This is a genomic window from Paraburkholderia rhizosphaerae (genome assembly GCF_004366595.1).
Taxonomy (GTDB): domain Bacteria; phylum Pseudomonadota; class Gammaproteobacteria; order Burkholderiales; family Burkholderiaceae; genus Paraburkholderia; species Paraburkholderia rhizosphaerae.
In genome coordinates this window covers 162004-187891 of record NZ_SORE01000011.1, presented here as the reverse complement: position 1 = coordinate 187891, position 25888 = coordinate 162004, and the positions used below count along the sequence as shown (strand labels likewise).

Annotated in this window: 23 protein-coding genes; 13 read left to right on the top strand and 10 right to left on the bottom strand. The window is 60.0% G+C overall.

What is annotated here, in order from left to right; all coding sequences use genetic code 11:
* Positions 1-241 precede the first annotated feature (241 nt).
* Positions 242-730, top strand: a complete 489-nt coding sequence (locus tag BX592_RS16495) for a hypothetical protein (protein ID WP_134192876.1) — start codon at positions 242-244, stop codon at positions 728-730.
* A gap of 792 nt (positions 731-1522) precedes the next feature.
* Here BX592_RS16495 and BX592_RS16490 read toward each other — a convergent pair.
* From BX592_RS16490 to BX592_RS16480, 3 genes are read right to left on the bottom strand one after another with little or no spacing between them, the layout of a single operon-like run.
* The gene (locus BX592_RS16490) at positions 1523-1969 is read right to left on the bottom strand and encodes a hypothetical protein (RefSeq protein ID WP_134192875.1); all 447 of its coding nucleotides are present in this window, start codon (positions 1967-1969) and stop codon (positions 1523-1525) included.
* Between the two features lie 48 nt (positions 1970-2017).
* Complete coding sequence (locus tag BX592_RS16485) at positions 2018-3856, bottom strand: site-specific integrase (protein ID WP_134192874.1); 1839 nt, start codon at positions 3854-3856, stop codon at positions 2018-2020.
* Positions 3857-3884: 28 nt separating this feature from the next.
* On the bottom strand, positions 3885-4718 hold the full coding sequence (locus tag BX592_RS16480; RefSeq protein ID WP_134192873.1) for a hypothetical protein: 834 nt from the start codon (positions 4716-4718) through the stop codon (positions 3885-3887).
* Between the two features lie 288 nt (positions 4719-5006).
* Between BX592_RS16480 and BX592_RS16475 the strand changes: the two genes are divergently transcribed.
* The 8 genes from BX592_RS16475 to BX592_RS16440 all read left to right on the top strand — a co-directional run bounded on the left by BX592_RS16475 (position 5007) and on the right by BX592_RS16440 (position 14392).
* Positions 5007-5639: a hypothetical protein gene (locus BX592_RS16475; protein WP_134192872.1), complete on the top strand. Its 633-nt coding sequence runs from the start codon at positions 5007-5009 to the stop codon at positions 5637-5639.
* Positions 5640-5647: 8 nt separating this feature from the next.
* Entirely contained in the window at positions 5648-5881 is a 234-nt protein-coding gene (locus BX592_RS16470; RefSeq protein WP_134192871.1) for a hypothetical protein, read from the top strand.
* Between the two features lie 265 nt (positions 5882-6146).
* A complete protein-coding gene (locus tag BX592_RS16465) occupies positions 6147-7481 on the top strand; it encodes a metallophosphoesterase (RefSeq protein ID WP_134192870.1) in 1335 nt (444 codons plus the stop codon).
* 2 nt (positions 7482-7483) lie between these two features.
* The gene (locus BX592_RS16460) at positions 7484-8584 is read left to right on the top strand and encodes a GTPase-associated system all-helical protein GASH (protein WP_134192869.1); all 1101 of its coding nucleotides are present in this window, start codon (positions 7484-7486) and stop codon (positions 8582-8584) included.
* Positions 8585-8587: 3 nt separating this feature from the next.
* Positions 8588-9625, top strand: coding sequence for a TRAFAC clade GTPase domain-containing protein (locus tag BX592_RS16455; RefSeq protein ID WP_134192868.1), 1038 nt, complete (start codon positions 8588-8590; stop codon positions 9623-9625).
* Positions 9618-10478: a TRAFAC clade GTPase domain-containing protein gene (locus BX592_RS16450; RefSeq protein WP_208327907.1), complete on the top strand. Its 861-nt coding sequence runs from the start codon at positions 9618-9620 to the stop codon at positions 10476-10478. The genes BX592_RS16455 and BX592_RS16450 overlap by 8 nt, the downstream gene beginning before the upstream one ends.
* Complete coding sequence (locus BX592_RS16445; protein ID WP_134192867.1) at positions 10463-12526, top strand: GAP1-N1 domain-containing protein; 2064 nt, start codon at positions 10463-10465, stop codon at positions 12524-12526. Before BX592_RS16450 ends, BX592_RS16445 begins: the two co-directional genes overlap by 16 nt.
* Before the next feature lie 1020 nt (positions 12527-13546).
* A complete protein-coding gene (locus BX592_RS16440) occupies positions 13547-14392 on the top strand; it encodes a hypothetical protein (protein WP_377681670.1) in 846 nt (281 codons plus the stop codon).
* Between the two features lie 89 nt (positions 14393-14481).
* Here the strand turns inward: BX592_RS16440 and BX592_RS16435 are convergent, their stop codons facing one another.
* Both BX592_RS16435 and BX592_RS16430 read right to left on the bottom strand, forming a co-directional pair.
* The gene (locus BX592_RS16435) at positions 14482-15813 is read right to left on the bottom strand and encodes a sensor histidine kinase (protein ID WP_134192866.1); all 1332 of its coding nucleotides are present in this window, start codon (positions 15811-15813) and stop codon (positions 14482-14484) included.
* Positions 15813-16475: a response regulator gene (locus BX592_RS16430; protein WP_134192865.1), complete on the bottom strand. Its 663-nt coding sequence runs from the start codon at positions 16473-16475 to the stop codon at positions 15813-15815. Before BX592_RS16430 ends, BX592_RS16435 begins: the two co-directional genes overlap by 1 nt.
* A 139-nt stretch (positions 16476-16614) precedes the next feature.
* Here BX592_RS16430 and BX592_RS16425 point away from each other — a divergent pair, with 139 nt between their 5' ends.
* The 4 genes from BX592_RS16425 to BX592_RS16410 all read left to right on the top strand — a co-directional run bounded on the left by BX592_RS16425 (position 16615) and on the right by BX592_RS16410 (position 20794).
* A complete protein-coding gene (locus BX592_RS16425; protein WP_134192864.1) occupies positions 16615-17073 on the top strand; it encodes a PepSY domain-containing protein in 459 nt (152 codons plus the stop codon).
* A gap of 76 nt (positions 17074-17149) precedes the next feature.
* Entirely contained in the window at positions 17150-17617 is a 468-nt protein-coding gene (locus BX592_RS16420) for a DUF2271 domain-containing protein (RefSeq protein ID WP_134192951.1), read from the top strand.
* An 8-nt stretch (positions 17618-17625) separates the two neighbouring features.
* Positions 17626-19842: a PepSY domain-containing protein gene (locus BX592_RS16415; protein ID WP_134192863.1), complete on the top strand. Its 2217-nt coding sequence runs from the start codon at positions 17626-17628 to the stop codon at positions 19840-19842.
* A complete protein-coding gene (locus BX592_RS16410) occupies positions 19823-20794 on the top strand; it encodes an FAD:protein FMN transferase (RefSeq protein WP_134192862.1) in 972 nt (323 codons plus the stop codon). Before BX592_RS16415 ends, BX592_RS16410 begins: the two co-directional genes overlap by 20 nt.
* Before the next feature lie 488 nt (positions 20795-21282).
* On the opposite strand, the gene BX592_RS16405 is transcribed toward BX592_RS16410, so the two are convergent.
* The 5 genes from BX592_RS16405 to pdxR form a co-directional block, all read right to left on the bottom strand.
* On the bottom strand, positions 21283-21909 hold the full coding sequence (locus BX592_RS16405; RefSeq protein ID WP_134192861.1) for a tyrosine-type recombinase/integrase: 627 nt from the start codon (positions 21907-21909) through the stop codon (positions 21283-21285).
* Between the two features lie 541 nt (positions 21910-22450).
* Positions 22451-23077, bottom strand: coding sequence for a cysteine hydrolase family protein (locus BX592_RS16400; protein ID WP_134192860.1), 627 nt, complete (start codon positions 23075-23077; stop codon positions 22451-22453).
* Between the two features lie 184 nt (positions 23078-23261).
* Positions 23262-23573, bottom strand: a complete 312-nt coding sequence (locus BX592_RS16395; protein ID WP_134192859.1) for a DMT family transporter — start codon at positions 23571-23573, stop codon at positions 23262-23264.
* Between the two features lie 30 nt (positions 23574-23603).
* Positions 23604-24062 (bottom strand): carboxymuconolactone decarboxylase family protein, encoded by a 459-nt coding sequence (locus BX592_RS16390; protein WP_134192858.1) that lies wholly within the window; start codon positions 24060-24062, stop codon positions 23604-23606.
* A gap of 121 nt (positions 24063-24183) precedes the next feature.
* Positions 24184-25605 carry a MocR-like pyridoxine biosynthesis transcription factor PdxR gene (gene pdxR, locus BX592_RS16385; protein ID WP_134192950.1) on the bottom strand — a complete coding sequence of 474 codons (1422 nt, stop codon included), beginning with the start codon at positions 25603-25605 and terminating at the stop codon, positions 24184-24186.
* Between the last annotated feature and the right edge of the window lie 283 nt (positions 25606-25888).

Genomic DNA, 25888 nt, shown 5'->3' with positions numbered 1-25888 from the left:
GGTTGCCGGCGCACGCGCAATCCGAAGAACGTGCTACGTGCGTCAAGCTCGCAAGTACGTACAAGACGTCGCGTGCGAGAGACGTTGCAGCACCAAGCGTGACTTCAAGGTACGATCCTTCGCGTTTGCTTGACATGCCCAAAAAATAGCCATCCTAAGACGGGCAAATTGATCAATCGGGGATATCGTGACACACGACTTTTCGGTACGTGAAATACCTAACCAGCGGACGGCGTTGGCCGTGTACAAGAAACTTGCGGCCGTTGGTGCACCTCCCGCAACTTTCGGTCGCTTCCATCTTTCGTTGCTTGAGCGTGGTCTGTGGACGTCTCAGACGCGCCTGGCAAGGGACTTGGGCGTGTCGACCGCAATGGTGTCCCGCGCGATCGCCGCTGCGAACCTTCCGGCCGAGATACATACGGCAATCGGAGATCCTGGCCGTCTTAGCTATAAGGCCGTTCGGCGAATTGCCCTCATTATCGAAAGCATCGGTCTCGATATCGCCCGCGAGCGCGCGGCGATCATTCCGAGTGGTACGCCTGTTTCTGACATCGAGTCAGCGTTGCTGACCGGTAAGTTGCCTCACCGTAGCATTGACGTACGCGTCAGAGTGGGGAAGGGCAACAAGCATCTTGTTGTGGAATCTGCATGTCTGGAAGACTTGATACTCCGTATTCCTCAATTGGAGCAACTCATTCAGGCGATGATTTCGCCGCCAATCGGCCGATGACCTCCGGCACTGCGGACAACAAAATGCACGACGAACAGAAACAGATGCGTGAAGAGCGACTCGCCGCGTTCAGATCCGCTTTTCTGTCTTTGTACGCGCGAACACCCGACTCGCCGGGCTTGGACACGATAATCGGTTATGGAATTGACGCTGGCGCGTTCAGGTCGCATAAGCAGGCAAAGCGGCTCCTTGCGACCGCACGCAAAAGAGCGGACAGAGCTGACCGCAAGAATCCCTATCTAAGCCCAGCGGAAGCTGCAAAGGCTGAAATTGATAATCTGGTGAACAGGTATCATGGAGTACAGAGCGCTTTATCGCTCATTGGTCCCGTTCTCTCGGCAGCCTTGGAAAAGGGCGTCTGGCCTACCCAAGCGCAAGCGGCCGTCGCAGTGGGGATATCGAGGACAGATGTACAAGCAGCCATCGCGATCTCCCGTCTCCCCAAACAGATCCGTGATTGCTTTGCCGCAGGTCAACTTGGAACATCCGAATTGAAGCATATCCGGGAGCTAGCGCGCCGTCACGGATGGCATGGCCTCGAAGAAAACGCGTCCCGGTTTCCGTCGAATGGCAGAAAGCGGTCTATCCGTACGGTAATGAGAATACTCGCCACTGGCAAAGTCGAACGTGACTGATTTAAGTCGCCTTATATACTGAAATTGTGCTTTCACACCCAGGGCGTGGACGAGCATGCTTAACACTCAAACACTGAAAGTGGGGCTGGCAGGCGAGAGGCACGCGGGGACCGCCGGCCGGGGACGAAGATCACCTTCACTCCGCAATTCATAGCGCCTAGTGACTGATGCGACCGCCGCTGGTTTCGGTCAGCCACGATTCGGGGTAACGGCCAAATACCGCACGATATGCCTTGGCGGTCTCGGTCAATAGTCGCGGCAGGCAGGTCGAACGGGTATCGGCCTGAAACAGCAACTTATCGGCGGCCGCCACCGGCCCGGCGATCGCAAGTACACGTACAAGCAGACGCCCCGACTCGGTATGAAACAGGTCACGCCCCCAGATGCGCGCTGTCGCCGCGACCAACGCCGCCGCCGGCGGCAACAAGGGTGGTGAGGCTTCGACGAGCCGCTGATGTGGTGTCGTGTGGTTGACGATGTCGAGCAGGGTGGTAGGCGCGATATCGCGCACGAGCCTCTCTACCGGGCGGTCGAACTCGTAGATTGTCTGTTTCAGGCGCTCGGCTAACGCATGCGCGTCATCGGTAAGGGCGTTATTACGCATAATGAACTCGTGAGGTCTCATTGCCGCTGCGGGGCGGTACAACCGGAATCAAACATCTTCTTTTTCGTTGGGCGATTCTGGAGCGGCGGCATTGCTGTTTAATGCTTTCGCGAAGTATTTCTGACTTTCCTTCATCATGCGCTCGCGCTCGGCCTGCACATAGATCGTCGTTGTCTGCAGCGAGGCGTGGCCCATGATGCGCTGGATCACGTCGAGGGGTACGTCGTTCGCGCCCGCCTGCGTGCCAAACGTGTGCCTGAACGCATGCGGGGAGGTCGACGCGAGCTGTGCCATCTCCGCCACCGTAAGGTCCGGCATGCCGGCGACGAGCCGTTTCATGGCCCAGCGCACCATCTTGTTGATGGCGTCGGGAACGTACGAGGTGTCCATGCCGTCGCCGTGCCTGGCCAGCGCCAGCGGCGTAGGGGGGATGAACACCGGCCGGAGCAGCGGCCCGTCCGTCGCCGTGTCGAAATCCAGCCCGCGGTCGGCCCAGTGCGCCCGCAGCGCACCGATCGCGGCCGGGCTGACCGGCACGGTGCGTTCCTTCTTCCGTTTGCCGACCACCGTCAGCTCCCACACCGGCATCGTCGGATCCCCATGCGGTGACGGACGGATTTTCTCGCGCCGCGCCACGGTCAGTTCCTCGCGCCGCAGACCGGAGTCGCCGCTCAGTAGCAGGGCGGTCCGGACGGTGCGCCAGTAGTGCGCCTCCACCGGCGCGCACTGCGTGTCGATGTAGCGCCGCGCGCGCTGCCAGAGGCCGGCGGGCAGGGCACGGCCGATGTCCATGTCCGTTTCCCGTTCGATCACCACCGGGTCCCTGACCGCCTGCCACGGATTGCCCGCGAGGTAGCGGACGTCGACCAGCCACGCGAAGGCGGCACGCAGCGCACGCACCGCGTATTTCTGGGTGTCGGCAGACGGTTGCGCCGACGCGAACGGCCGCCAGCGCGCGCTGCTGCGCGCGAAGCGCGGCCCAACGAAGGCGGGCGAGGGCGCCTTGAGGAAATCCTTGTACGCCTCGCAGTCGTCGGCGAGCACCGAACTGAGCGCCCTGCCGCGCACGCTGACGGTCCACAGCAGGAAGCGCTCGAGTTCCTTGGTGTAGGCGCGCAAGGTCTTCGGCTGGTCGCGGTACTGGTACAGATAGGCGCGCACCGCCTCGAGATCGTGGCGCGCGTGGATGTAGGCGAACGCGCGCGAGCGGTTGTCACCATCCGCGCCCGACAGCGCCGCGTGTAGCGCCATCCGCTCGAGCGGCACCAGCGTCGCATGGCGGCCGCCGATCTCGACGATCTCGCGATCGCTGGCCGTGAACGGTGGCCGCTCGTCGACGTCCGCCGCGACGCTGCCCAGCGTGGCCTCGTGCTGCCGCAGCCACGCAACGATGCGGCGCGCGCGGCCCGGGCCGATGCGCCGGATCGCGCGCCACCAGCTGCCGCCGCGGGCGTTGCAGAAGGCGGCCAGCTCGCCGAGCGTGGTGAGGCCCGCGTCCTTCAGGCGCAGCGCCACCAGCGGCCGGAACCACATGCCCACGCCGTGTTCCGGGGCGGGCCGCGCAACCGCGAGGCCTGCGGCCTGCTCGACCATTTTCAGGCTGACCGCCGTGAGGCGCGCGCTGCCGTGCCGGCGGGCCGACTGCTTGAGGTGATCGGCCAGCACCGGCGAGCCGTGCTCGATCGCCAGATCAACCAGCTCCGCCTGCATGCGCCGCAGGTACGACTCGACCCAGCCCGGCGTGGGTTCGTGACCGTCCTCGTCCGCGGTGAAATACAGCCGTGCAATGGTGGCGGCCGGTACGCGCTGCACGAATGCACGCAACGCGGTGAAGTCGCTGCGCGTATAAAGCCGGGTGCGCGCGACAGACTGGGGCTTATTGGCCACGAAGTTTCTCCAGGCGTACAGTGCTGGGCTATTGCTCCAGCCAGGTCTCGTCGGCTAGTGCGAGCGCCAGTTCGGGCGGCAGTCGCTTCAGGTTGAGCGGGTCGTCGGTTGGTGAATCGAACGCGTCACCGTTGCTATCACCGCGCAGCACGCTCCACAGGTCACGGCGCTTGACCGGCTGCGGGGCGCCACCCTCTTTTGCCAGAAAGACGTATCGAGCCGCGGGCGCTGCGCCGACCCGGATCAGCCATCCGAAGCCGTGCCGACCATAGGCGATGTCCTGCTGCCCGCGCGCGGCGGACGCCATGAGCATCACCGGGGCGGAATGGAGCGGCCGATATGTGACATGCGCCTGCCGGAGCATGGCGTCGGCACCATGCTTGGCGGAGAGCCAGCAGACGGCTGCAATCAGGCGATGTGCGCCGTTGTCGCTGAACACGGCGCCGCCCCAGGACACGAGTTGCAGCGTTGTGCCTGGCAGCGCATCGCATGGGAATGGCTGGTGGACGAGTTCCGATTCGATATAGGCGAGCGCCCGGTCATCCCACTTTTCCCCGGCCGTGTTTTCCCCCTTCAGGGCGGCCAGCGCATCCCGCCAGTTGCGCGCGTCGTCGAAGCCGTTCTTGTGTTGCGTGCCCATTACCGCGTGCACCGGCACGTCCCGGTACCCCGTGCTGGAGGCACTCGCGAGGAAATCCAGAAAATCGGAATGGTCTGCTGAGCAGAAAAACGGCCGGTCCAGCACCGCCGGATTCGCGATAACGGCCGCCCTGAGGATTTTCAGCAAGGCCGGTTCGTTGTGGCCGACGAAAGGGAAATGGCTGGTGGTGCCGGCGGCAAGGTCAACGGTGTGGTCTGTCATTTGAAGTTGTGTGATTGGACTGCGATAAGCAGTATGTGCAGCAGGTTTATATCCGCTGGCGCGGGCGCGCCGGGACAGGCTCAAAGCGCCCTGCCCCGATTTTAGCCCATTAAACGCAATCCTGATAATACGACTTATCAGGATTGGACAAACAGGGCAGGATGGTAGGAGTGGCGCCGTCCGGTAGACTTACGCGTCTGCTCGACCCCGCAAGCGGCGTTTCCACTCTCCGCAACGGCCTGAACCGAACGCCGCCCCATTCCAACGACAACTCCCCACGCCGGCTTAATGCTGAACCAACTTGACCAGATCGCGCACGCCTTCTGCATCGTCCTCACCGGCCAGACGCCGGGCACACCCGAAGCCGTCTACTGCTACGACCTGAAGGACGGCGCACCGCTTGGCCACGCCACCGGCACCTTCGACGGCGTAGGCCTGCCGCCGGAAGCGGTCGCGGCGGGGCGCGACCGGCTGCGCGATGTGAAGGTCACGCACACGCACCCCAACGACCGGCTCAATGTCAGTCTTAGCGATGCCGACCTGCGCGTGCTGTGGCTCTATCCGGGCGTCACCGAGGTGGACGCGGTCGCGCTCGATGGCAGCTGGTTCCGCGCCCGGCGTGTCGAGCGCGACGGGGATCACGCGCAGGCCGCCCGGTTTGCCTACCACGCGATCCGCCGCGCCGTGCTCGCCGAGGTCCAGCTGGTGCTCTGTCCGGAGGCCACCACGCCGGCCGAGATAAAGACTCTTCATGACGAGGTCCGGACCCATCTGATGTGCGCGGCGCTTGACAGGCTGGGCGTGATCCGGTACACGTTTTCGCTAGCGGCGGGCCGGGCGAAGCGCTGGAAACCACACGAAGCGCGGCTCGATGGCTGGATCAGCGCCGTCGTGCGAGAATACAGACGTTCCAACTGGTGAGGCATCCCATGGCAATCAATGTTCCAACTCCTCCGGCCCGCGCCACTGCGGCGGCGCGCGGCGAGTGGATCGGCTATGCCGCCCGCCTGCGCTCGCTGCTGGCCTGCGTGCCGCCGAACAGCCCCGAAGTGCGCCAGTCGATCGAACTCCAGCTCGACGTCACCGAGGGGGTGATCGAGCGCCTGTCCGCGCATCAGGAAGACACCGCCGCCGACGACGCGAGGGTGTTCGAGCATGGCTGAGCCCGCGTAGCGACCCCGGTGTCGACTGATAAGCCCGCTTGATGCGGGCTTTTTTACGCCCGAACCCACCGGGTTCTTCGAATTTGTCCAGCCTCAGGAAGAGGCCGCGAGAAAAATGAGAGCGCGCCTCGACACCGAGGACGCCCGTGTGGGCTCATGCCGCTCTCCTTTCTCTATGCATACCCAACTGGGTTGCGCCGTGGCCTATGTTACATTTGCCGCCGAATGAGTAAAAATTACTATGCAAATTGGGTAAAGGCTACCTATGCTGCTGCTCCACGTATCTGACATTCACTTCCGCTCTCCCGACTGTCTTGACCCCGGACTGGATCCTGAGCGGCCATATCGGACGATTCTGTTACAAGACGTCCGCGCGCGCGTTCGCGAACTTGGTCCGGTGAGCGCGGTACTCGTCGGGGGCGATATTGCATTCAAAGGGGCGACTGACGAATACGATGCTGCATGGACGTGGCTAAAAGAGTTGGCCGCCGCCGCAGGGTGCCCGTTGGAACGCGTATTCGTTGTGCCGGGAAACCATGACGTCGACCGCAACCTGAGTGCTCAATCTGTTCCTACTCGCAACGCGCAAGCTGCCATCATGCGGGCACCGGCCGACAGCAGGGAACGGGAGTTACGCAACCAGATCCGCGACCAGGACACCGGTCGCGCCTTGCTTGCGCCGATTGCCGCATACAACGAATTCGCCAAACTCCTTAACTGTCAGGTTTACCTTCCGGAACGCCTTTACTGGAAGCAGGATCTTGATCTTGGTCAGGGCGTTCTGCTGCGGGTTCACGGGCTAACATCGGTCATCCTCTCAGGTGCTGAGGGGCACAACGACACGCGCGAAAGCTTATATCTGAGTCCCCTTCAGACTGTGCTGGATCCGGTGGACGACGTCGTAAATCTGGTGCTGTGTCATCACCCGCCTGACTGGTTCATGGATCAGGACGACGCAAACGACGCAATTTGCGGTCGCGCCACAATTCATATGTTTGGGCATAAACACCGGCAACGGGTGCAACTGGATCGTCAGTACGTCCGATTCAGCGCCGGGGCAGTGAATCCGGACCGAAACGAAGTTGGCTGGAACCCGGGCTACAACCTCGTCGAGGTAGACGTCACAGGGACTGGCGTGGATCGCCAAATATTGATCGCCGCGCATTTACGGCAATGGCAATCTAATCCGGACATGTTCCGCGCTGTACAAACGCCGGAAGGTGAATCCGTCTTTCGTCACACCATCAGGTTTCCAGGGGAGGCGCACACGGCAGCGCTTTCTGTCGCCGCGTCCGCGCCTAATGCGAGCCGCGCCGCAAGTGTCGTTGAGCAGGCCCCTGCGGTGCGGGAGCTCAGCGGTTACGAGAGCGATACCGACGGAGAGGCAGCCATGGGAAACACTAGCGCTCGAAACCTGGTGTTCCGGTTCTGGAACCTGAGGGCAAGCGAACGTAGGGACATCGTTCAGCGCCTCGATCTGATTTCGGAAGCTGAGTTGAACCTGCCCGAGCCCGAGCGTTATGGTCGTGCACTGATCCGGGCCAGCGAGCGCGGGATTCTGGATCTGCTCGCACGTGAAATCGCACGCAAGGAGACCTAACAATGGCCGCTTCGGTAAAGCCGATGCATCAGGATTTTGCCCGCTGGTACAGTTCCGTAAGCATGGGGGATGACGCACAACGACGGCAAAACCGCTGGCAAGGAGTGCTTAGCGTTGTGAGTGGGGCTGGTCGCGATATCGTGGAAGCACTGCTTCGGCTGGCATATGACACGCGCGCGGAACCTGACGCGTCAGTCCTCCAGGCTATCCGGCAAGACTTTAAGAACGCGGACGATGCGTTCGAAATGAGTGGCAACAAGCGGGAGCTTCAGGTCCTCTCCGGGTCGTGCCTGGCAATATTGATGGAGGATCAGGATGAATACGAAGGCGCGGCGGCGGCGTTGGCAATAACGACTGCTGCGCTCGGGGGCGCGCGCTCACATGATCTGCCCATGGATCTTCTCGCGCTGGCTGAGGCAGCAATTGTCCAGCGCGCCAGCAAAAACCGGACTCGGCCGAGGCTGAGCGATGTCGTTACTCGCGCTGTTCCGAAATTCGACTTCGAACAAGCGAAAGCGAAGATCCGTGAACAGCAAAGTTGGGATGGCGTTGTCGAAGCCTTTTCGCTTGCCGCAGAGGCCACCAGTGCGACGATGAAAAATTTGGCAGCGCGTCAGGTGAGCTCCATTAACGCTGCCGAGAACTTCATCCAGATTCAGGACGAGGAACTCCAGATGCTATGGTGGATTACCGGTCAGCGAAGCGAAGAATACGCCGCGGCGTTTGACGCGGTACCGGCCGAAGTACAACCCCTAGTATTCGCGAGCGACCTAGCGAACGACACCGCGTTGCTCCCTGGGCCGCCTTCCGTTAAAGCCCTTCTGTCTCGTGCCGGTCTGAAGGAGCGCAAGAAGATAGCGGTCGTGACAGCAGTGAACGCACCGAAACAGGACTGGATGCGCCGCCTCATGGACGGCACCGATCTGTCGCCGGTATCGACACCGCTTCATTTCGCAATACAGCGACAGTTGGAGACCGGTGCCGGAGATGCATGGGTACCCGGATGGGCAGCGGTTACCGGCATCGACGCTGGGCACACGCTACCGGCACTTACGCTGGGAGAGCTCTTTTATAGAGAGCGCTTGCTTCTTCTATTCGAGTAAACCATGGCCGGCGAAGCGATTGAGACGATTATCTGCGCGAATCCGGTCTGTAAGGTGGCAGAGACCAGGCGATGCGTGGAGGGCCTGCAACTGGACGTCTGTCCCCACTACGGACGCGAACCCGAGGACGGGGACCAGGAATCGGACAGTGTGGATGCACAGGCCGGCGCCGAAAGCCTCGCGCTCCCGCCGGCGGTAACACTGACCCCGGCAGAGGCATCGGGGGTCCTACGGAAGGGCAAGTGCCGCGTAATTGCAATACTGGGGCCCAGCGACGCCGGGAAAACCAGCCTGATCGCTTGCCTGTACGATCTGTTTCAAGAAGGAAGCGTCGCTGAGAACGAGTTTGCGCATTCAAGAACGCTTCACGCCTTTGAGCTTACGTGTCATGACGCGCGCGCAGCGTCACGGCGCGGCGTGCCACATATAAACCGAACACCGATAGGCGAAGTGAGTTTTTATCACCTCGAGATCGGGGGTGTGTCAACCGGCAGACGCCTGGCACTATTGCTAGGTGATCGCGCAGGAGAGGAATATAGAGAAGCAGCAAACGACGTGAGCGTTGTTGCGACTTTTCCGGAAGTGAGTCGTGCCGACACGTTGACGGTTCTCGTCGACGGCGAGCGTTTGCTTGATGCGGGCGCTCGCCACAATGTCCGAGGCGATGTCGTGATGTTGCTGCAGGGCCTTCAGGACGGAGACGGACTCCGAGCGATGCCACGACTTGCTCTCGTCCTCACAAAGCTTGATGTGGTCACTGAATCGCACCAGGGGCAACGGGCCTTGCGCGACTTCGAAGCGCTGCTCGCCGACGTTAGACATCTGTTCGGGACTAGGTTCGAAGAAGTCGCACCGTTCCAGGTCGCTGCATCGCCAAAGACGAACGCCGCTCTGCGCGGAACAGGCGTGCCCGACCTCCTGGCATTCTGGCTCAAGCCGGCGGCGCCGCCAGTGGCGCCAGTACTTACTCCGTCAACATTGAAGCGTGCATTTGCTCGCCTTACGCGACTCGACGAGCCGGAGGAGGCAAACAATGGCTGAGCGCGCCGCAGTTATCATTGGGCTGCCATCTTCAGGTAAGACCACCTTCCTCGCCGCGCTTTGGCATCTGGTTACGGCGCGGGACGTCGACACGGCGCTTCGCTTTGGAGGGCTCCGTGCTGGCAATGCGTCGCACCTGAACCAGATTGCCCAGCGCTGGCGTGACGCCAAAGTCCAGGATCGGACGGCAATCACTGGGAATCGGCTCGTGAGCATTAATCTCATGGATCCGACTGGCGAGGCAGGGCGTGTCACCTTTCCGGACGTGCCGGGCGAAGCGTACCGCCGAATGTGGGAAGAGCGCGACTGTGAGATTGAAATCGGCGAGATACTGAAAACAGGGGGCGTGTTACTGTTCGTCCACGCTGACACCATTCGTGCTCCACAATGGGTTGTGAATGAGGCTGAATTGTCAAAGGCTCTGGGGCTTGAAGTGCCCGCCGGCAAACCTGTGCCCTGGCACCCGAGGTTAGCCCCGACTCAAGTCCAGCTTGTCGATTTGCTGCAAATGCTGCGAATGTCGCCTTTGGATGTTGGGCCACGGCGGCTCGCAATCATGTTGTCCGCCTGGGACAAGGCGCGCGGAGAAGGCCTCGCACCCGATGACTATCTGAAAACAAAACTGCCTTTGCTATCGCAGTATCTACGACGCAGTGCTGACGGATGGACCTACCGGGTCTACGGACTAAGCGCGCAGGGCGGCGACTACGATCCCACGGAAGAAGGCGCCAAGCGGGTGCCAGAAGCTGAGGAACTACGCGCACTTGATCGCGCGTCTACGCGGATTCAGCTCGTCGGACCGATCCCCGAGACACACGACCTGACGGAGCCCATTGCATGGCTCATGGGTTGAAAGAACCGTCCGGTGTCAGGGTTCATCAGGCGCTTCACGGGTATGCAGACGGGCATCGACAGATCGCCCTGTCCACGCCGTTACAACTTCGTGACCAGAAAACGCTGCTCGCATTGAGCGATATCTCGGGTCCCGGAGCGCAGATCGAGGAAGATGGCTACCTGACAGGTTACCCTTTGGCCGACTCGGGTTTCTATGCGCTGGCCCGCTCTTGGCCGGCCCCGGAGATGCCACGTCCAGGTTGTGTATGGACGCATACGCTCCTCATTGATTTCAATGATCTGGCCGCCTTGGAGTCCGCAGCGAGCCTCTTGACGCTTTTTGAACGTCCTTCGGGCCACGGCGGTTTTCAGAAGTACGCGAAGCCCAAGCCTCTGAACGTCGAATTCGACGGAGATTTTCCGCTCTTTGACCAGACCTGGGCAAAAGCAGTGCTGGGCGCTCTGTATGGAAGAGCGAGGAGTCGAATCATCGTTAGCCGATCATACCCGGAGGTGGATAATACGACGCTCGCCATATGGCTGCAGCAGTGGCCGCGGCTTCGACGGAGTTTCCGTTTTTGCACTCTCGCAGCTAGCGATCGGTCGGTCGACGGGGCGGGTTTCGATCTGCAGGTGATCTCGGGTAGCGATCGCAGTGTGCGAAGCCGCTTCGTAGATGTGGTAGATGCCGAATCTACTCAGCTAAAGATTGAACGTTGGCTAGAGGACGCGCTTCAGGATCTCACGCAGCCGGACAGCTCCGGGCTGCGCTCCTTTTTCCGTAGACTCGGTTCCGACATTCAGACCGGTCGTGAGGCGTTTCGGCCATTATGTCTCCTCCATCGGGCTTTGGCGAACCTCCCAATAAATTCAAGGGCGATCCATGAGGCCGTCGACATTGTGCGCGGTGAATTGGGATCGAAGTATGCGAGAACCGCGCGGGCAATCGTCGCCAACGCAGCACTTGGTGCGGTCGAGACACTCGACGACGTATCGTTTGAATTTCTCTGGGCGAACCTTGGTCTCATAGATCCGGCCGCTTTGCCTGATTCGGCCCCTGGCCTTGCTCGTGCGATCCTTCGCCGTGATCCTCGAAAACTAGTCGACCTTCTCGATAACGACAAGGTAAGCGGGATCGTCGCCGACCGCATTCTGGAAGCACTAACAGTAGATGAACTGATTAGTTATCTTAAGGTGTTGCCAGAATTGACGGCGGAAGCGCTCGCACGTCGCGCAGATATTGTTGGTGATGCCCGCTTCTGGGCCGAGGTTGAAGAACCTGATCTGGCTTTGCAGACCGCGCTAAATCAAGGTCTCCAGTCTGCCGCCGTCTTCGCAATGATCGATTGTCGACGTAACGAACTTGCAGCGGTGGCAGTTCGAGCTTTTGGAGCAAAGGTGACCCTGGATGCTTTAAACGGCATCTCCCATGCAAATAACGATAATCGGCTCGTTTGGGTACAGGAGGCTGCAAAAGATACGCAAGCGGTCGCACGTTTTTTCGCCGAGCAATCCGCTGTCCAACGGGACATCCTGTACGCGCTCGCGCGGACTCTGCCTCCTGACGCAGTACCGAATGACTACGGCATCGATCCATGGCTTTCCGCATGGCGCAACTCCGCTGGAATGATTGACGATACCGCGACGACGTACGTTATGGCCTATCTTCTGACTCGCGCCCTCGGACAGCGATCGCGGTCTCAGGCCGAACTTGCCCAGTTGACCTTTGAACCAACGCATGACGCGACCGGAGCAGGTCGTCTTCCAGAGGACGCGTGGCTTCTTCTTGAACCTCGCTTGCCTTGGTCAATATTCTGGCTGACATGGGACCGGTGCCAACGAATCCGCGCAGTGATGATCGATCTTTTTGTCGATCGCAACCTCCCACCGCGCGCTTTCTGCAGGCTTACACGGAATGGGCAGCTTTTTTCCTCCCTCGCGGAGGGCGCTGTCCAAAGTCTTCGTGGCAGGGAATATATGAGGCGCGCGCTAATTGATATGCAACGCGCGGGGTCCTCCGAGTTCAAGGAACACATCCAGACACTCAGGCGACTATTTGCAGTTTGATTTTTGATTCTTTGCACGCCGTAGGCCGAATTAATTCTGTCAACACCTTGGCGCAGCTGGGGCGTGGCTAAGCGCGAGCGCGTTGACACTTTTACGTTCCACCGGAACGCAATGAAAGCGTCAACTCGCGTATGTACGTATTAACTTTGTCAATCCGCATCGCGAAGGCTTAGTTTCGCGCCATGCCGTTGATCGGGCAGCAAAAAATCGCCGGTTGGCGGTCGAGCAGTCAGCAAAGCCGAGGCGCGAAATCGCCGGAAGCCGGTTACGGCTGAAAACACCGCTGTCGTGATAAGAAAAGTTATCTGTCCAGCCGTGTTTGCACGCAATATCGCGGCGGCTCGCGACGCTGAAATGGCCGGTGTCGATCGCTTCGAAAGGCCCAATACGACCCATTGCCGTCTCTCGGAGGAGGGTGGCGGCAACGGCAGCTTTGCGAGTCGCTGCGGACATCGGCGCGGGCTTCGAACGTAACGCGACAGGGCAGCGCACACGCGGGCCGGCGCCACAATGCCCCGTCGATGCCGATTAGCTTCTTAAGCCGCTGCGCCGCCCTGTCAAAGCCACGCTAAACCCCGGCCGGTGTTGTCCTTGAGCAAAGCGTGGCGTTATGTCGATCGGCGATGCACGATGCAATTGCCAGTCACAGACCACCGCCTTGCTCCTTCGTCCTCACGCTTCGAAAGAAGCGCTCGAAAACGCGGTCCAGTTCGGGCTCGCGAATTCCGGGACCGCCGTCGACAACCGTTACAGCGACAGTTAATTTGAACGGAATCCTGATCCACGGGGGGCATGTAGGTGTGCCCGGGCAAATCCCAGCACTACTATCCGAAGCGGCTGAAGAACATGGTATCCGGCGTCTGGCTTCCGCGTGGTATTCGGATGGCTATCAGTCTGCAGAGGCATCTATGGGTTCGCCTACTAGCCTTGCTGCCATCCCCCCTCCTGGCCAGTGCAGGTACGGAACTAGCGCCAAGCATCGAATTGACCTGTCGTTAGCCTATGCCATCCGGTTCATATGTGCTTGATCAAGCCGCTCGCCAGATCGCGCAGTTCGTCGAACTGCATGACAAGTTCGGCACAATGCGAAAGCCACCATCGCAGCAGGGGCCTCCTGCCGTTCGATCCATCGCAGGGCTGGAGATGCAACTCGCGCGCGGATCGCATCGCGCGTCGCGGTCATTGCATGATGGCTCGGGAGCGAGCTTCAGTCCATCAACCCACGCCCCCGTTGGCGCCATTCGCGAACTGAAGATGAAGGGAGCTTCAACAATGTTTGACCTGCGTCAAGTCTGCATTTTCGTTTTACACGAGCATTTGCAAAGTAACCATTTACCGCCCCCGTTCGCGGCATCTGCGAGCGGCTGCCCGGCCCTTGAGGAGATCCGGATGCTATCGCGTATACACTCGATCTTGCTCGTCTGGATGGTTCTGTTCGTCGGCACAGTTTCAGCCGCTTTCGCGGACGAGCTTACGCGCAGCGTGACGACGCGCCACCTCACGGTTCACTACGGAGTGGTCCCGGCGAGCCATGCCCCGAAGCTTGTCAGCGGCAGCAGCCCTGATGCTGCGCACAACGTCAACCTGTCAGTCCTCACGGTCGCGCTCGTTGACAGATCGAACGGTGAGCGCATCGGAAACGCGCATGTCATGGCTGTCGTCAAGGGACCACGCAGCGAGGCCAGCCATCTGCACGCGAAACCAACGACGAAGCCGCTCGATCCGGCATGGGCGGACGGCACGGTCACGTACAGCAATATGTTCGATATGCGCTGGGGGGGTATCTACCACATCGAACTTCTGATCACCCGAAAAGGCGAAACCCACCCGGAGCGCGTGCGGTTCAATATCGACCAGCAATTCTGATCCGATAACCTGGAGCCGCACGCGTGAGTCGCACTGCTGATCCGGCAGCGCGATGCCACTCCGTCCGATTTTATTACCAAGGCTCCTTTTTAGAATTCGCCATTTCTCAAATTTTCGACGCTCGCCTCAAAGCCATCCGGCATTCCTGATGCCGGCGAGCGTAAGGTAAGGCGTGCGCCCCCCGCCTGAGCGATTGCATTCGCGATTGCCAGCCCGAGGCCGCTTCCTTCAACTGTCGTCACGCCGCGCTCAAATGGCTGGTTCAGGCGGGAAAGTGTGTCCGCGGGCACGACGGACCCGCGGTTTATGACGCTTAGCCTGCCTTCGTCGGAAAGCAAGACGCGGATCGGCTGTGCGTCGGAACCGTGCCTGACCGCATTTTCGATGAGGTTGCGTGCGAGTATCGCGAATGCGTCAGGATCGATTCGCGAGAGAACTGCCTGCTCCGGCAACTTCAGGTGAAGTACATTCGATCGCTCGGCGCGCCTGATGTCTTCGACGACGATCTGAAGAACCGGTCGCACGTCCTGAGGTGTATCTGCAAGGATACGTCCGCCCTCTGCCCGGGCGAGTTGCATGAGCTTTTCGCTCAGGCGCACAAGTGTGCGCAACGACGTCTCGACGTTCCGCGCGCGTTTCTCGATGGGTGTGCCTTGTGCTTCCGAAATCAGGCGCTGCGTTTGCGCAAGGGCTGCGGCAATGGGCGTGCGAAGCTCGTGCGCACTGTTTGCAGTGAAACTGCGCTCGGCTGTCAAAGCCCGGTTGAGTCGTTGCATAAGATCATTCACCGAGTCCGCAATGGGCTCAATTTCTATGGCCAGCCCAGCCTTGCCCAGCGGGCTAAGGTCGTCGCGGCCTCTCGCCGCTATGCCGTCGCAAAATCGACGGATTGGGCGCAGTCCGGAGCGCACAATGAGCCAAGCGCCGATAAGACCCAGCGGAACCAGAAGCACGAGCGGCCGCACAACCGCAAGTGCCGCTTCGATGCCAGCGCGGTGACGTGCCGCCAACGGCTCTGCAATGGTGAGCGACACCGTCCCCTGAAGTACCGTCTCCGTGTAGAGCCGATGCGTGTCGGTGGAGGCAAATCCGGGTTTGAGAGCGGCTGGAAAGACGGCAGGGTTGGCATCGTGGGATTGGAGGATGGTCTCGCCTGTCTGATCACGGACGATATAGGTCAGTAGTTCCCCGTGCGTGCGCACGCCCGCGATACGCTCGGCACTGCTTTGCTGATCACGATCGAGGATATCCATCACAGCAAGCGGCACGAGGCGCTGCGCGGTCTCCTGCAAGGCACTGTCAGACATCCGATTGATTTCTTCGCGCAAGACGCGAAATGACGCTGTCGCGGCGAACAGCGACAGCACGGCCAGCCCAACGGCGAGCATGGCGGCCAGACGCGCCTGGAGGCTGCGCAGCATCACCTGGACTGCCTGAGTTTGTACCCAAGCCCGCGCACCGTCTCGATCAGATCGGCTCCAAGTTTCTTGCGCAACCGACTCATGTGCACCTCGATCGTATTGCTACCGATCTCGTCGTTAAACGAATAAAGACGCTCCTCGAGTTGCGCCTTGGAGAGAATCGCGTTAGGACGCTGAACGAACGCCTCGAGCAACGCCCATTCGCTGGCGGTGAGGGAAATGTGACGGCCGGCCCGTGTGACGCCGTGTGCGGCCAGGTCGATCTCGATATCGCCAAATGTCAAGAGCGGATTGGGATTGCCCGCATATCTTCGTGCCACGGCGTTGACACGCGCTGACAGTTCCGAGAGGTCAAACGGTTTGACAAGGTAATCGTCGGCACCGGCATTTAATCCGGTGATGCGATCTGCAATCTGATCAAGCGCAGTCAGGATGACGACGGGAACGGACGAGCGGCTCCCTCGCAATTCGCGCAGAAAGCCGATTCCCTTGCCGTCCGGCAGCAGCAGGTCTAGCAGAATCAGATCGTAGTTCGCGGCTTCAAAATAGCGTCGGGCATCGCGAAGCGTCGTGACATGGTCGGTCGAGTGTCCGTCCCGCGTGATCTGCTCTTTGACAGCCTGTCCGAGCAAATTGTCGTCTTCGACAAGCAGCACTCTCATGCTTTGGTCCCGGTGAAGTTAGCGCCAAGTCTGCGTCGCCAAGCTTACGCCAGAATGAAGAAAAATCCTCACCGTCGCAAGGTTGGCTTCAGGTTCCGGCTGCATCGTAGTGACTGTCACGATGAACCGGAGATCAGCCATGACACGTCGCTCGCTTCTCAACGGCCTTGCAATCATATCCCTGGTCGCAGTCGGCACAACCGGTGCCGGCGTGGTGCTGGCGGACGATGCCTGCAACGTACCGCTCTCGGGCTGGAAGCCGGTCAAGGAGATCGACGCATTTGCCAGGGAACAGGGTTGGAACGTTACCAGGATCAAGACGGAAGACGGGTGCTACGAAATTCGCGGGACCGATCGTCAAGGCCAACGCTTTAAGGCCAAAGTGAATCCCGCCACGCTCGCGATCGTCCGGATGAAGACCGATGACGACGGCAGCCCTGACGGGGGGCGTGGCGATCGCAAGGATCGTGACGCCGCTCGTGCAAGTCTCGCACGGCCCGCTGCACCTGACGGTGCGTCTGGCAATCAGGCAAGTGGTGCTGCGCCTTCCGGAGGAATTCTGACTCCAGGGACAAAGCCACAAGTTCAGATTCGCTAAGGGCGTGGTGCAGGTGCCCAAGGGATTCCGATATCGGAATCGGTGTTGTCGTTATCGAAAAGGTCAGATCATGAGCATCAAATTCGCACTACCCATTGCAGCGCTCGCCGGCGTACTCGCGATTCCCTCGATGGCTTCGGCGCGCCAGGTCACATTCGAGACCCAACTGAACAGTTATGGCGGCGACGGCGCATACGTGGTCATGTATGTCACCGATCGGGCCGGACGCTATCAAGGAACGCTGTGGATGGCCGGCGACAAGGCCAAGTACTACAGACACCTTCGTGACTGGTATCGGATGACGAGCGGTGGAATAGCCCTCGACGGCGTGACGGGGGCGAGCGTTGGCGCCGGCAAGACGTTGCGGGCGACGCTGGACATCGCCGACGCCCTGATCGACGCAGGCTACGAGGTCCACGTGGACACGGCGGTGGAAAAGATGAACGAGAACCCGTCCGAGGTCGTCGTCCCGTTGACGACGTCCGGAGCTGCGAAGCCGGTCAAAGGGCGTGGCTACGTGAAATTGTTCCGTTATACCTTGTGAGAACCGCAATGCTTCGCAAGCTTCATTCGCTGCCCGGGTTGATCGCGGCGATCGTACTCACCATCATGGCGCTCTCGGGCGCGGTGCTGTCGGTCAAACCTGCAGTCGAGCGCGCGGGGACAACCCGGCTCGCCCAGGGCACGCTGGATGTCGCAACGCTCGCTGCACGTGTGAAAGCCCAACACCCTGTGCTCGAGAAGATTGTGCGCAAACCTTCGGGCGAAGTCATCGCCTATTACAACTCCGATGGCGAGTCACGTGCTTCCCGAATCGATCCGTCGACCGGTGCGGCTATCGGGCTGTATGCGCCGTCACCTGCGATGCACTGGGTCACGAATCTGCATCGGAAGTTTCTGCTTGGCAATGCAGGCCGGATTGCGGCCGGTGTTGCTGCCGGTTTCATGCTGCTGCTGGGAGCATCGGGTCTCGCGCTGCTTGCGCGACGCATGGGGGGATGGCGGCATCTTCCTGACCGGGTTCGGGGTAGCGGCCTGCAACGGGTGCATAACGAAATCGCGCGCGTCGCCCTCATTGGACTGATGCTCTCAGCGACCACCGGCCTGATAATGTCGTTGACGACGTTTCGAATTATTCCCGAACGACACGCAGCGGAGCCCGCTTATCCAGATTATGTGAGCAGGCTTGCGCCGCTTCCCGTCGGTCAGCTTGCCGCGCTCAAAGGCGTAGACGTAACGGCCTTGCGTGAGCTCGCTTTCCCTGCGCCGCAGAATCCACGCGACGTCTACGCGTTGAGCACTTCGAAGGGTGCCGGATACGTCGATCCGTCCTCGGGAACATGGCTCGCCTGGCAGGACAACGATGCATTGCAACGTGTTCATGAAACCGTGTTCATGTTGCACACAGGTGAAGGGCTCTGGTGGCTGGCGCTGTTGCTCGGCGCGGCAAGCGCCTCTGTTCCCATGCTCGCCGTCAGCGGGATCTGGTTGTGGGCGCGCCGTCGTCGCGCAATGCCTGTGCTCGCCAACAATGTAAGGACGCGGCAGGCGGATACGGTCATCCTTGTCGGCAGCGAGTCAAACGCGACGTGGGGATTCGCCACGGCCATTCATCAAGCGCTCACACGGGCGAACCTTCGTGTGCATACGGCTTCGATGAACGATCTGTCGTCGCGCTACGGAAAAGCGCAGCGCCTCATCATACTGACTTCGACCTTCGGGGACGCGAATGCGCCCTCGAACGCCACGCAATTTCTCCACAAGCTGGCCGGAATGGACGTTCCCCCTCCGATGGGATTTGCCGTTCTTGGTTTTGGTGATCGTCAGTACCCGAACTTCTGTGGCTATGCGCACAAGGTACATGAGGCATTGTGTGCAAAGGGGATGCGTCCGCTGATGGACCTCGGGAGGATCGATCGCCAGTCAGAGAGTGCGTTCAGAAAGTGGGTCGAGCAGTTGAGCACCGCACTCGACGTCGCGCTGGAGGTTCGGTACCAGCCCTCGTCGCCTCGTACCATTGCACTTCGACTGATCGAGCGCAAGGACTATGGGGCGGGGGCCGAGGCATTTACGTCTGTATTGCGCTTTGTTCGTAGCCCGAAGACAGATTCGGCATGGCAAAGGCTACTGAGCGCCCGGCTGCCGGCGTTCGAGGCGGGTGATCTGGCCGGCATCGTGCCGCCCGGGGACACAGTGCCGAGATTCTATTCGTTGGCGAGCGACTCGCAAGATGGCTTTGTCGAGATCTGCGTGCGCAGGCATCCGGACGGGTTGTGCTCGGGTTATCTGACGAGCCTGAAACAAGGCGACTCGATCGATGCATTCATCCGTACGAATGCTGGTTTCAGGCCGGCAGCGGGTGCAGCCCCGCTCATTCTTGTTGGCGCCGGCACTGGCATCGGCCCGTTTGTAGGATTCATCCGGCAGAACGCGGCTGGGCGCCCGGTGCACCTGTATTTCGGCGCGCGGCGATCCGGCGACTCGTTCCTTTACGACGAGGAACTGCGCCGCCTTGTGGGCATGGGCCGGCTGACAGTCCTTACGACCGCGTTGTCGAGCCCGGCGGAGAAAACTTACGTGCAGGAACGGCTTCTTGCCGATGCTGTGGCGCTTCGCAAGCTCGTAGCTCGAGGGGCGCACGTCATGGTGTGCGGAGGCAGGGACATGGCGAGAGAGGTTGCAAACGCGTGGGAGCGGATTCTGGCGGGCTCCGGCCTTACCGTGAATGACTTGAAGTTGAGGGGTAGCTATGTCGAAGACGTCTATTGAGAACCAGCGGGCAAGTGATCTTTGCCGCCACACGTTCAGCGGTGCAACGATGGGCACTCGCTACAGTGCGCAATGTTACGCGCCAGCGGACCTCGATCATCGGTCGCTTGCGGCCGGGCTCGAAAGGGCGGTGCAAGCCGTTGACCAGGAGATGTCGAACTGGAAGGCAAGCTCGGACCTTACATGCCTTAACAAGGCGAGTGTCGATGTCTGGGTGCCGATATCCGCCAACCTTGCAAAGGTGCTGGTTCGTGCAACCGAGATCGGCCGTGAAACCGATAACGCCTTTAACGCCGGCCTCGGTGACCTGGTTGACCGGTGGGGGTTCGGTCCGGGAGGTGTTGGCCAGCCGGGCATGTCGAGCCTGCTAGGAGGAAGGCCGCATCGGCCGATCGGCGAAATACTCGAGGTCGACGTCGCGCAAAGTCGCGCCCGCAAGCGGGCGCCGGTGAAGCTCGACCTGTGCGGAATTGCGAAGGGCTTTGGGGTCGATGAGCTGGGCCGTGTGATGGAGCACAAGGGCATTCAATCATGGCTCGTCGGAATTGACGGTGAGATGCGCGCACGCGGCACGAAGCCAACCGGGTCTTCCTGGGCACTCGCCATCGAGCGGCCGGAATATACCCGCAGGGAGGCGTTCGCGGTGATTGAAGTCACTGATATTGCGATTGCGACTTCGGGCGACTATCGACACTGGAGTGAATACGAGGGCACGCGCACTTCGCACACGATGGACCCTCGCAAAGGTGCGCCCTTGAGGAACGGGATCGCCTCAGTGACGGTGCTCGCAGACACATGCATGGACGCCGACGCATATGCAACTGCGCTTATGGTGTTAGGCGAGAAGCACGGGGTACAGTTCGCCCGCCGCAAACGGCTGAATGCGCTTTTACTTGTACGTGAGGGCAAAGGTTTGAGGGCAATTGGAACGGGCTGCTTTTCCAATGGATGAACGTTCCTGTCACATGTCGCGGACAGGTCGGCATCGTTCTCATAATGGGTGACATATTGACGGGCGACAAAAGGTTCGCGACGCGTCTTCTATCCTGTCCCGGACCGACGCGTGCAAGCGTGAGAAGCAGCGGCGAAGAGCGATTGAAATGTTGATGTCTTACCGGATGCCTAAGCTGCACAGCGCGGCCTGGGCGCGGCCTGGGCACCCCCTGCTTCCCTAGCGCCGGGCCACCGCGAGCCTGTTGGACCAGGTCGATTTCGCGTCCATTTCTCCGGCGCGCCAGGTCGCAGCGGGTGATTTTTCCCTAATGGCCTCGGCGCGCCCCCCGGCGGAAACATTGGAAACTCTTTGTCTTTTCGCAGACCGACGGTCACCGGAGGGAATGGCCGATCATCGGTGCAATACCGACGCCGGAGTGACCGAGCGACGGTGCGAGTGAATGTCGCTTGATGGCCGACAAGCGCACGCTCGCCGGCCACCGGTGATCACACTTCGGTTTGCTCAGCCATTTCGAGAGCATCGTCTACCTCGATCCCGAGATATCGCACGGTGCTTTCGATTTTTGTATGGCCCAAGAGCAGTTGAACCGCGCGCAAGTTCTTAGTGCGTCGATAGATCAACGACGCTTTCGTTCGTCGCATGGTGTGCGTTCCGTACGCGGTGTCATCGAGCCCGATCGACCCGACCCAACGATGGACGATGCGCGCATACTGGCGCGTCGACACGTGCGCTGAGGCATGCAGTCGACTTGGAAACAAATAGTCGGCAGGCGTCAATCCCCGCGCCGAAATCCAGGCAGAGACACTTTGACGAGTCTGCTCCGTGATCTCGAACTGCACTGGTCGATGTGTTTTCTGCTGCATGAAAGTCGCGCGAGCTACCACATGACCTCCCATGTAGACGTCCTGCACTTGCAGGCGCGTTAAATCGCACGCTCGAAGCTTACTGTCGATCGCAAGGTTGAACATCGCCAACTCGCGAGCGTTGGACGACATCTGCAGCCTCGTTCGAATTGCCCAGATTTCTCGAAGCTTCAGCGGAGGCTTCTGGCCGGTCAGCCTCCCCTTGTTCCACGGCACCCGACGAGCGCCGGAAGAATTAAGCGGTTCCATGACAATCTCCTCTTCAACGAAGGGAGATCGATTCTGCGCTTGGTGGAGTGGTCAATCTTCGACCCGGAACTGCCGTTCACAAGTGGAGGCTGCAACGACAGCATTTAGTCGTACAACTGCCGTTCGCCGCCATTGCGCGATTTCACCTCAGGTACTTGCTCGGGCGCAACGGAAAGTAAATTCCATATCCTCGCTGGGCGCTGCACCGCGTCCCATGCGGGTTGAGTGTTGCGTGGCACCGAAGATACCAACCGGAAGGACTGGGTCTTTTGCAACTGAGCATCGCGACTGCAAGTCACTGCGTTGAACTAACGCACCACCCCACAGGGCTTTGTCACGTTGGCGATTGTGGTGCAACGCGTCACCTGTTGATGCGATCGCTCAAAAGGCGGGAGGACAGAAAGATCTGCGTGCGTTCGGGCAAGCGAAAGCTTCCATGAACGTGACAAAGCCCGGGCAGGCCATCCGCACTCGGAATCCGATGATGGTCGGCGCATGCCGATCCTAGACCTTACCGGCGCCGCCACTCTAAGCGAGTCTCTCATGTCGCATTGCTTGTGATGGCAGCGATCAATTCCCTGGTTGTCAATACTTCATGGGCGTAAGTGGGGCCATTAATATCCATGGCAGCGCGAAGTGCTTCATGTGAGCGCGCAGAGGTCGCATCTCGAACGAGAGTTACGTGATAGCCAAGTTCCATCCCGATGCGGCCCGTCGCTTCAAGGCAGGTGTTCGCAAGCAGGCCAATCAGGATGATCTTTTCCTTGTAGTTCCTCTTAAGCAGTTGATCCAGATCGGTATTTGGAAAGCCGCTGGATGCCCAGTGCTCAGTCGCAACAATGTCCCCTGGTTGCACCTGAAATTCATCGTGAAACGTACCGCCCCATGTTCCCTTTGCAAAGGCTTGACGCTCAGCGGCACCAAGTTGGTAAGGCGACGGATATTTCCAGTTCACGTAGTCGCCCGACTCCCAACGATGGTGCGGCACGTGAAAGATCGTGATGCCAGAGTTACGCGCCGTTCGTACGATCGTCCGAAGGTTGTCCATCATGTTGTTCTCTTCGGCGATGTCCTTGATCCACGGAAATAGCTTGCCTCCGTCACTCAGAAAGTCGTTGTAGAGATCCACGCAAAGAACTGCTGTGATCTTTGGGTCATAGCTGGTCATCGAAATCTCCGCTGTTGAACTGCGAGCCGAACCGGCCAGAGGCGACTCCGCCACTTGCCGAAAATAGATTTAGTGCGCGATCTGTACGGCCGCTGCTTTTTTACAAGAGTCGTGAGAAATCCTGTGCCCAGGAAATTGATCAGATCTTTCGGCAGGTCGGCGGTCACGGGCGTATCGAGCGCGTTCATGCGAACTTGAGTCCGATCACGCCACCGAGAATCAGCAGGATGAAAAACACCCGCAACGGTGCGGCCGAATCTCCAAGCAAAGCGATACCAAGAATTGCCGTACCCGCCGCCCCGATTCCGGTCCACACGGCGTAACCGGTCCCGACCGGCACTGTACGAAGCGCCACCGAAAGAAGAATCACGCTCGACAGCCCGGTCGCGACCGTAAGCAGCCCGGGCGTCAGTCGCGTGAAGCCGTCTGAAGCCTTCATCGCAAAGGCGAAAGCGATCTCAAGCACGCCTGCCAGGCCAAGTAGTAGCCATGCCATCAGTGAAAACTCCGTACAGGATGTGCGATGTCAGGCTTTAGCGTAAGCCGCGGCGGGGGTGGTGCGGAAGGCGATGCCAAGACGATTGAAAGCGTTCATCAGGCTGATCGCATAGGTGAGGTCGGCGAGTTCCTTGTCATCGAATTCGGCCGCCGCCGCTTGATAAGCGTCATCGGGGGCGTGCGTTGCAGCCACACGCGTGACCACTTCCGCCCAGGCGATCGCTGCTTTCTCGCGCCTGTCGAACAGCGTGCCGGCGTCGTGCCATACCTGCAAAAAGGTGAGCTTCTCGTCCGATACCCCGAGCTTCTTCAGGTCTCGTGTGTGCATATCGATGCAGAAGGCGCATCCATTGATCTGCGAGACGCGCAGATATACGAGGTTGATCAGATCCGTCGCAAGGCCGCATTTCTGAAGTATCGAATGTACTTCGCCAAACGCCCGATATGGTTCCGGCGACGCCTTGATGTAGTTGATGCGTTGAGTCATGAAGAACCTCTCTGACTGATCGTTTAAGAGGCTTCATCTTGTCTCAACCTGGTCCAGTCCAAAAGAACCATAAACTTGCATCCGGGCTATGCCATGATTGTTCTCGCGCAAGTCGCGTCGATCACATCAGCGCCAGGATTCGCTTGCCGAGTTGCGCCGCGGTTGCCTGACTGTCAACGTTCGTGAAGCCGACGAGCAGCGCCGATCCGACTTGGCGTCCGTCGCCCCAATCCGAAAGTGCTTCGGCGTACAGGCCGTTTTCACCCATACTCGCAACGAGCCGGCGGTCCGAACGGCGACCGCGCAGACGCAAGATCAGATGCATGCCGCCAGGTTGTGCATCGATGTCGACATAGTTACGCAGAACGCTTTCCAGACCTGCAACCGTTGCATCGCGTCGTTCAGCATATAGCCGGCGCATTCGCTGAATATGCCGTGCAAAGTGCCCCTCTCTCATGAACGATGTCACCATTGCCTGAACAAGGTGGGACGTGCCTGTGCCAAGCGTGTGAACGACCTCCTCGAATCGTTCGACGAGCGTGTCGGGGACGACCAGATACGCGAGTCGAAGGCTCGGCATCAGCACCTTGCTGAAAGTGCCTGCATAAAGGACTCTTCCGTTTCCATCCAGACTTTTCAGCGCTGGCAAGGGCCGGCTGACATAGCGATATTCGCCATCGTAGTCATCTTCGATGATCCATCCTTTGTTTCGCGCAGCCCATTCCAGCAAGGCCAGACGGCGGGGCAACGACAGTGTTACGCATAAAGGGCTTTGATGGGCGGGAGTCACGATCGCCGCCCGCGCGCGGGGTGCGAGTTCAATGCCGCGGGCAACATCTATTCCTTCTTCGTCCACCGGAATGGGAACTCCGCTCAGATTGAGCATACCCATCAACTGCCGGGTCGGGGGGTATCCCGGATTTTCGTACCACACCTGATCGCCCGCGTCGAATAGCGCGTGAGAGATGAGTTCGATCGAGTGACGATAGCCTGATGTTACGAACACCTGCGTTGGGGCGCACTTAATCCCGCGCGCGACCTGAAGGTATGTCGCGATAGCCCCGCGAAGCTCCTCCAGACCACACACCGGCGGGTGAACCATGTCGGACGCTTGCATGGCACGAATCCGGTTCGCGCCCAGCCGGGCCCAAATTTTTCGGGGAAACATGTCAAGTGCAGGCAAGCCCATCTGGAAAGGCAAGATGGAATCGGGTCGAAAGCTGGGCGCCTCTGGCACGGCCTTCAACTTCGGCTGCACTTCGCGTGTCGGAATCCGCGCCCGGAGGCTGGGCGTGACGATGGTTCCCGCCTGACCTCGCGAGACGACATATCCTTCGGCGGCCAGTAGCTCATACGCAGTATTCACCGTGCCCCGGGCCAGACCCAGTTCGGTCGTCAGGGCGCGCGCGGAGGGTATTCGGTCGCCGGGCTTGAGCGTGCCATCCGCGATGACCGCCACAAGACGCTCATAGATCTGGCGATAGAGCGGAGTATCTGCGGTGAGATCGAGCGGCGAAACAATCGATGTCTTCAATTTGACCATGAGCGGTCGCGTCTGCGCGTCTGAAAAAGGATTGAACCATGGCATGCGAAACAGGCGTCTCATGCTGCTCGCAGCAATGACAGTTTTGTCTGCCGCTTCGGCATTGTCCGCTATTCATTTCGAAGTCGTCATCATGGTCTATACGAAGACTCAATTCATGGTTCTGTTAGTTGGACCATTCCATCCTTAGAGTATTCCCATGCCATGCCTTCATCAAGCGATCAAGGCGTGTCAGAGGAAAGCAGTACCGCTGCCGCGAAACCGAACTTTGGAATCCACGTAG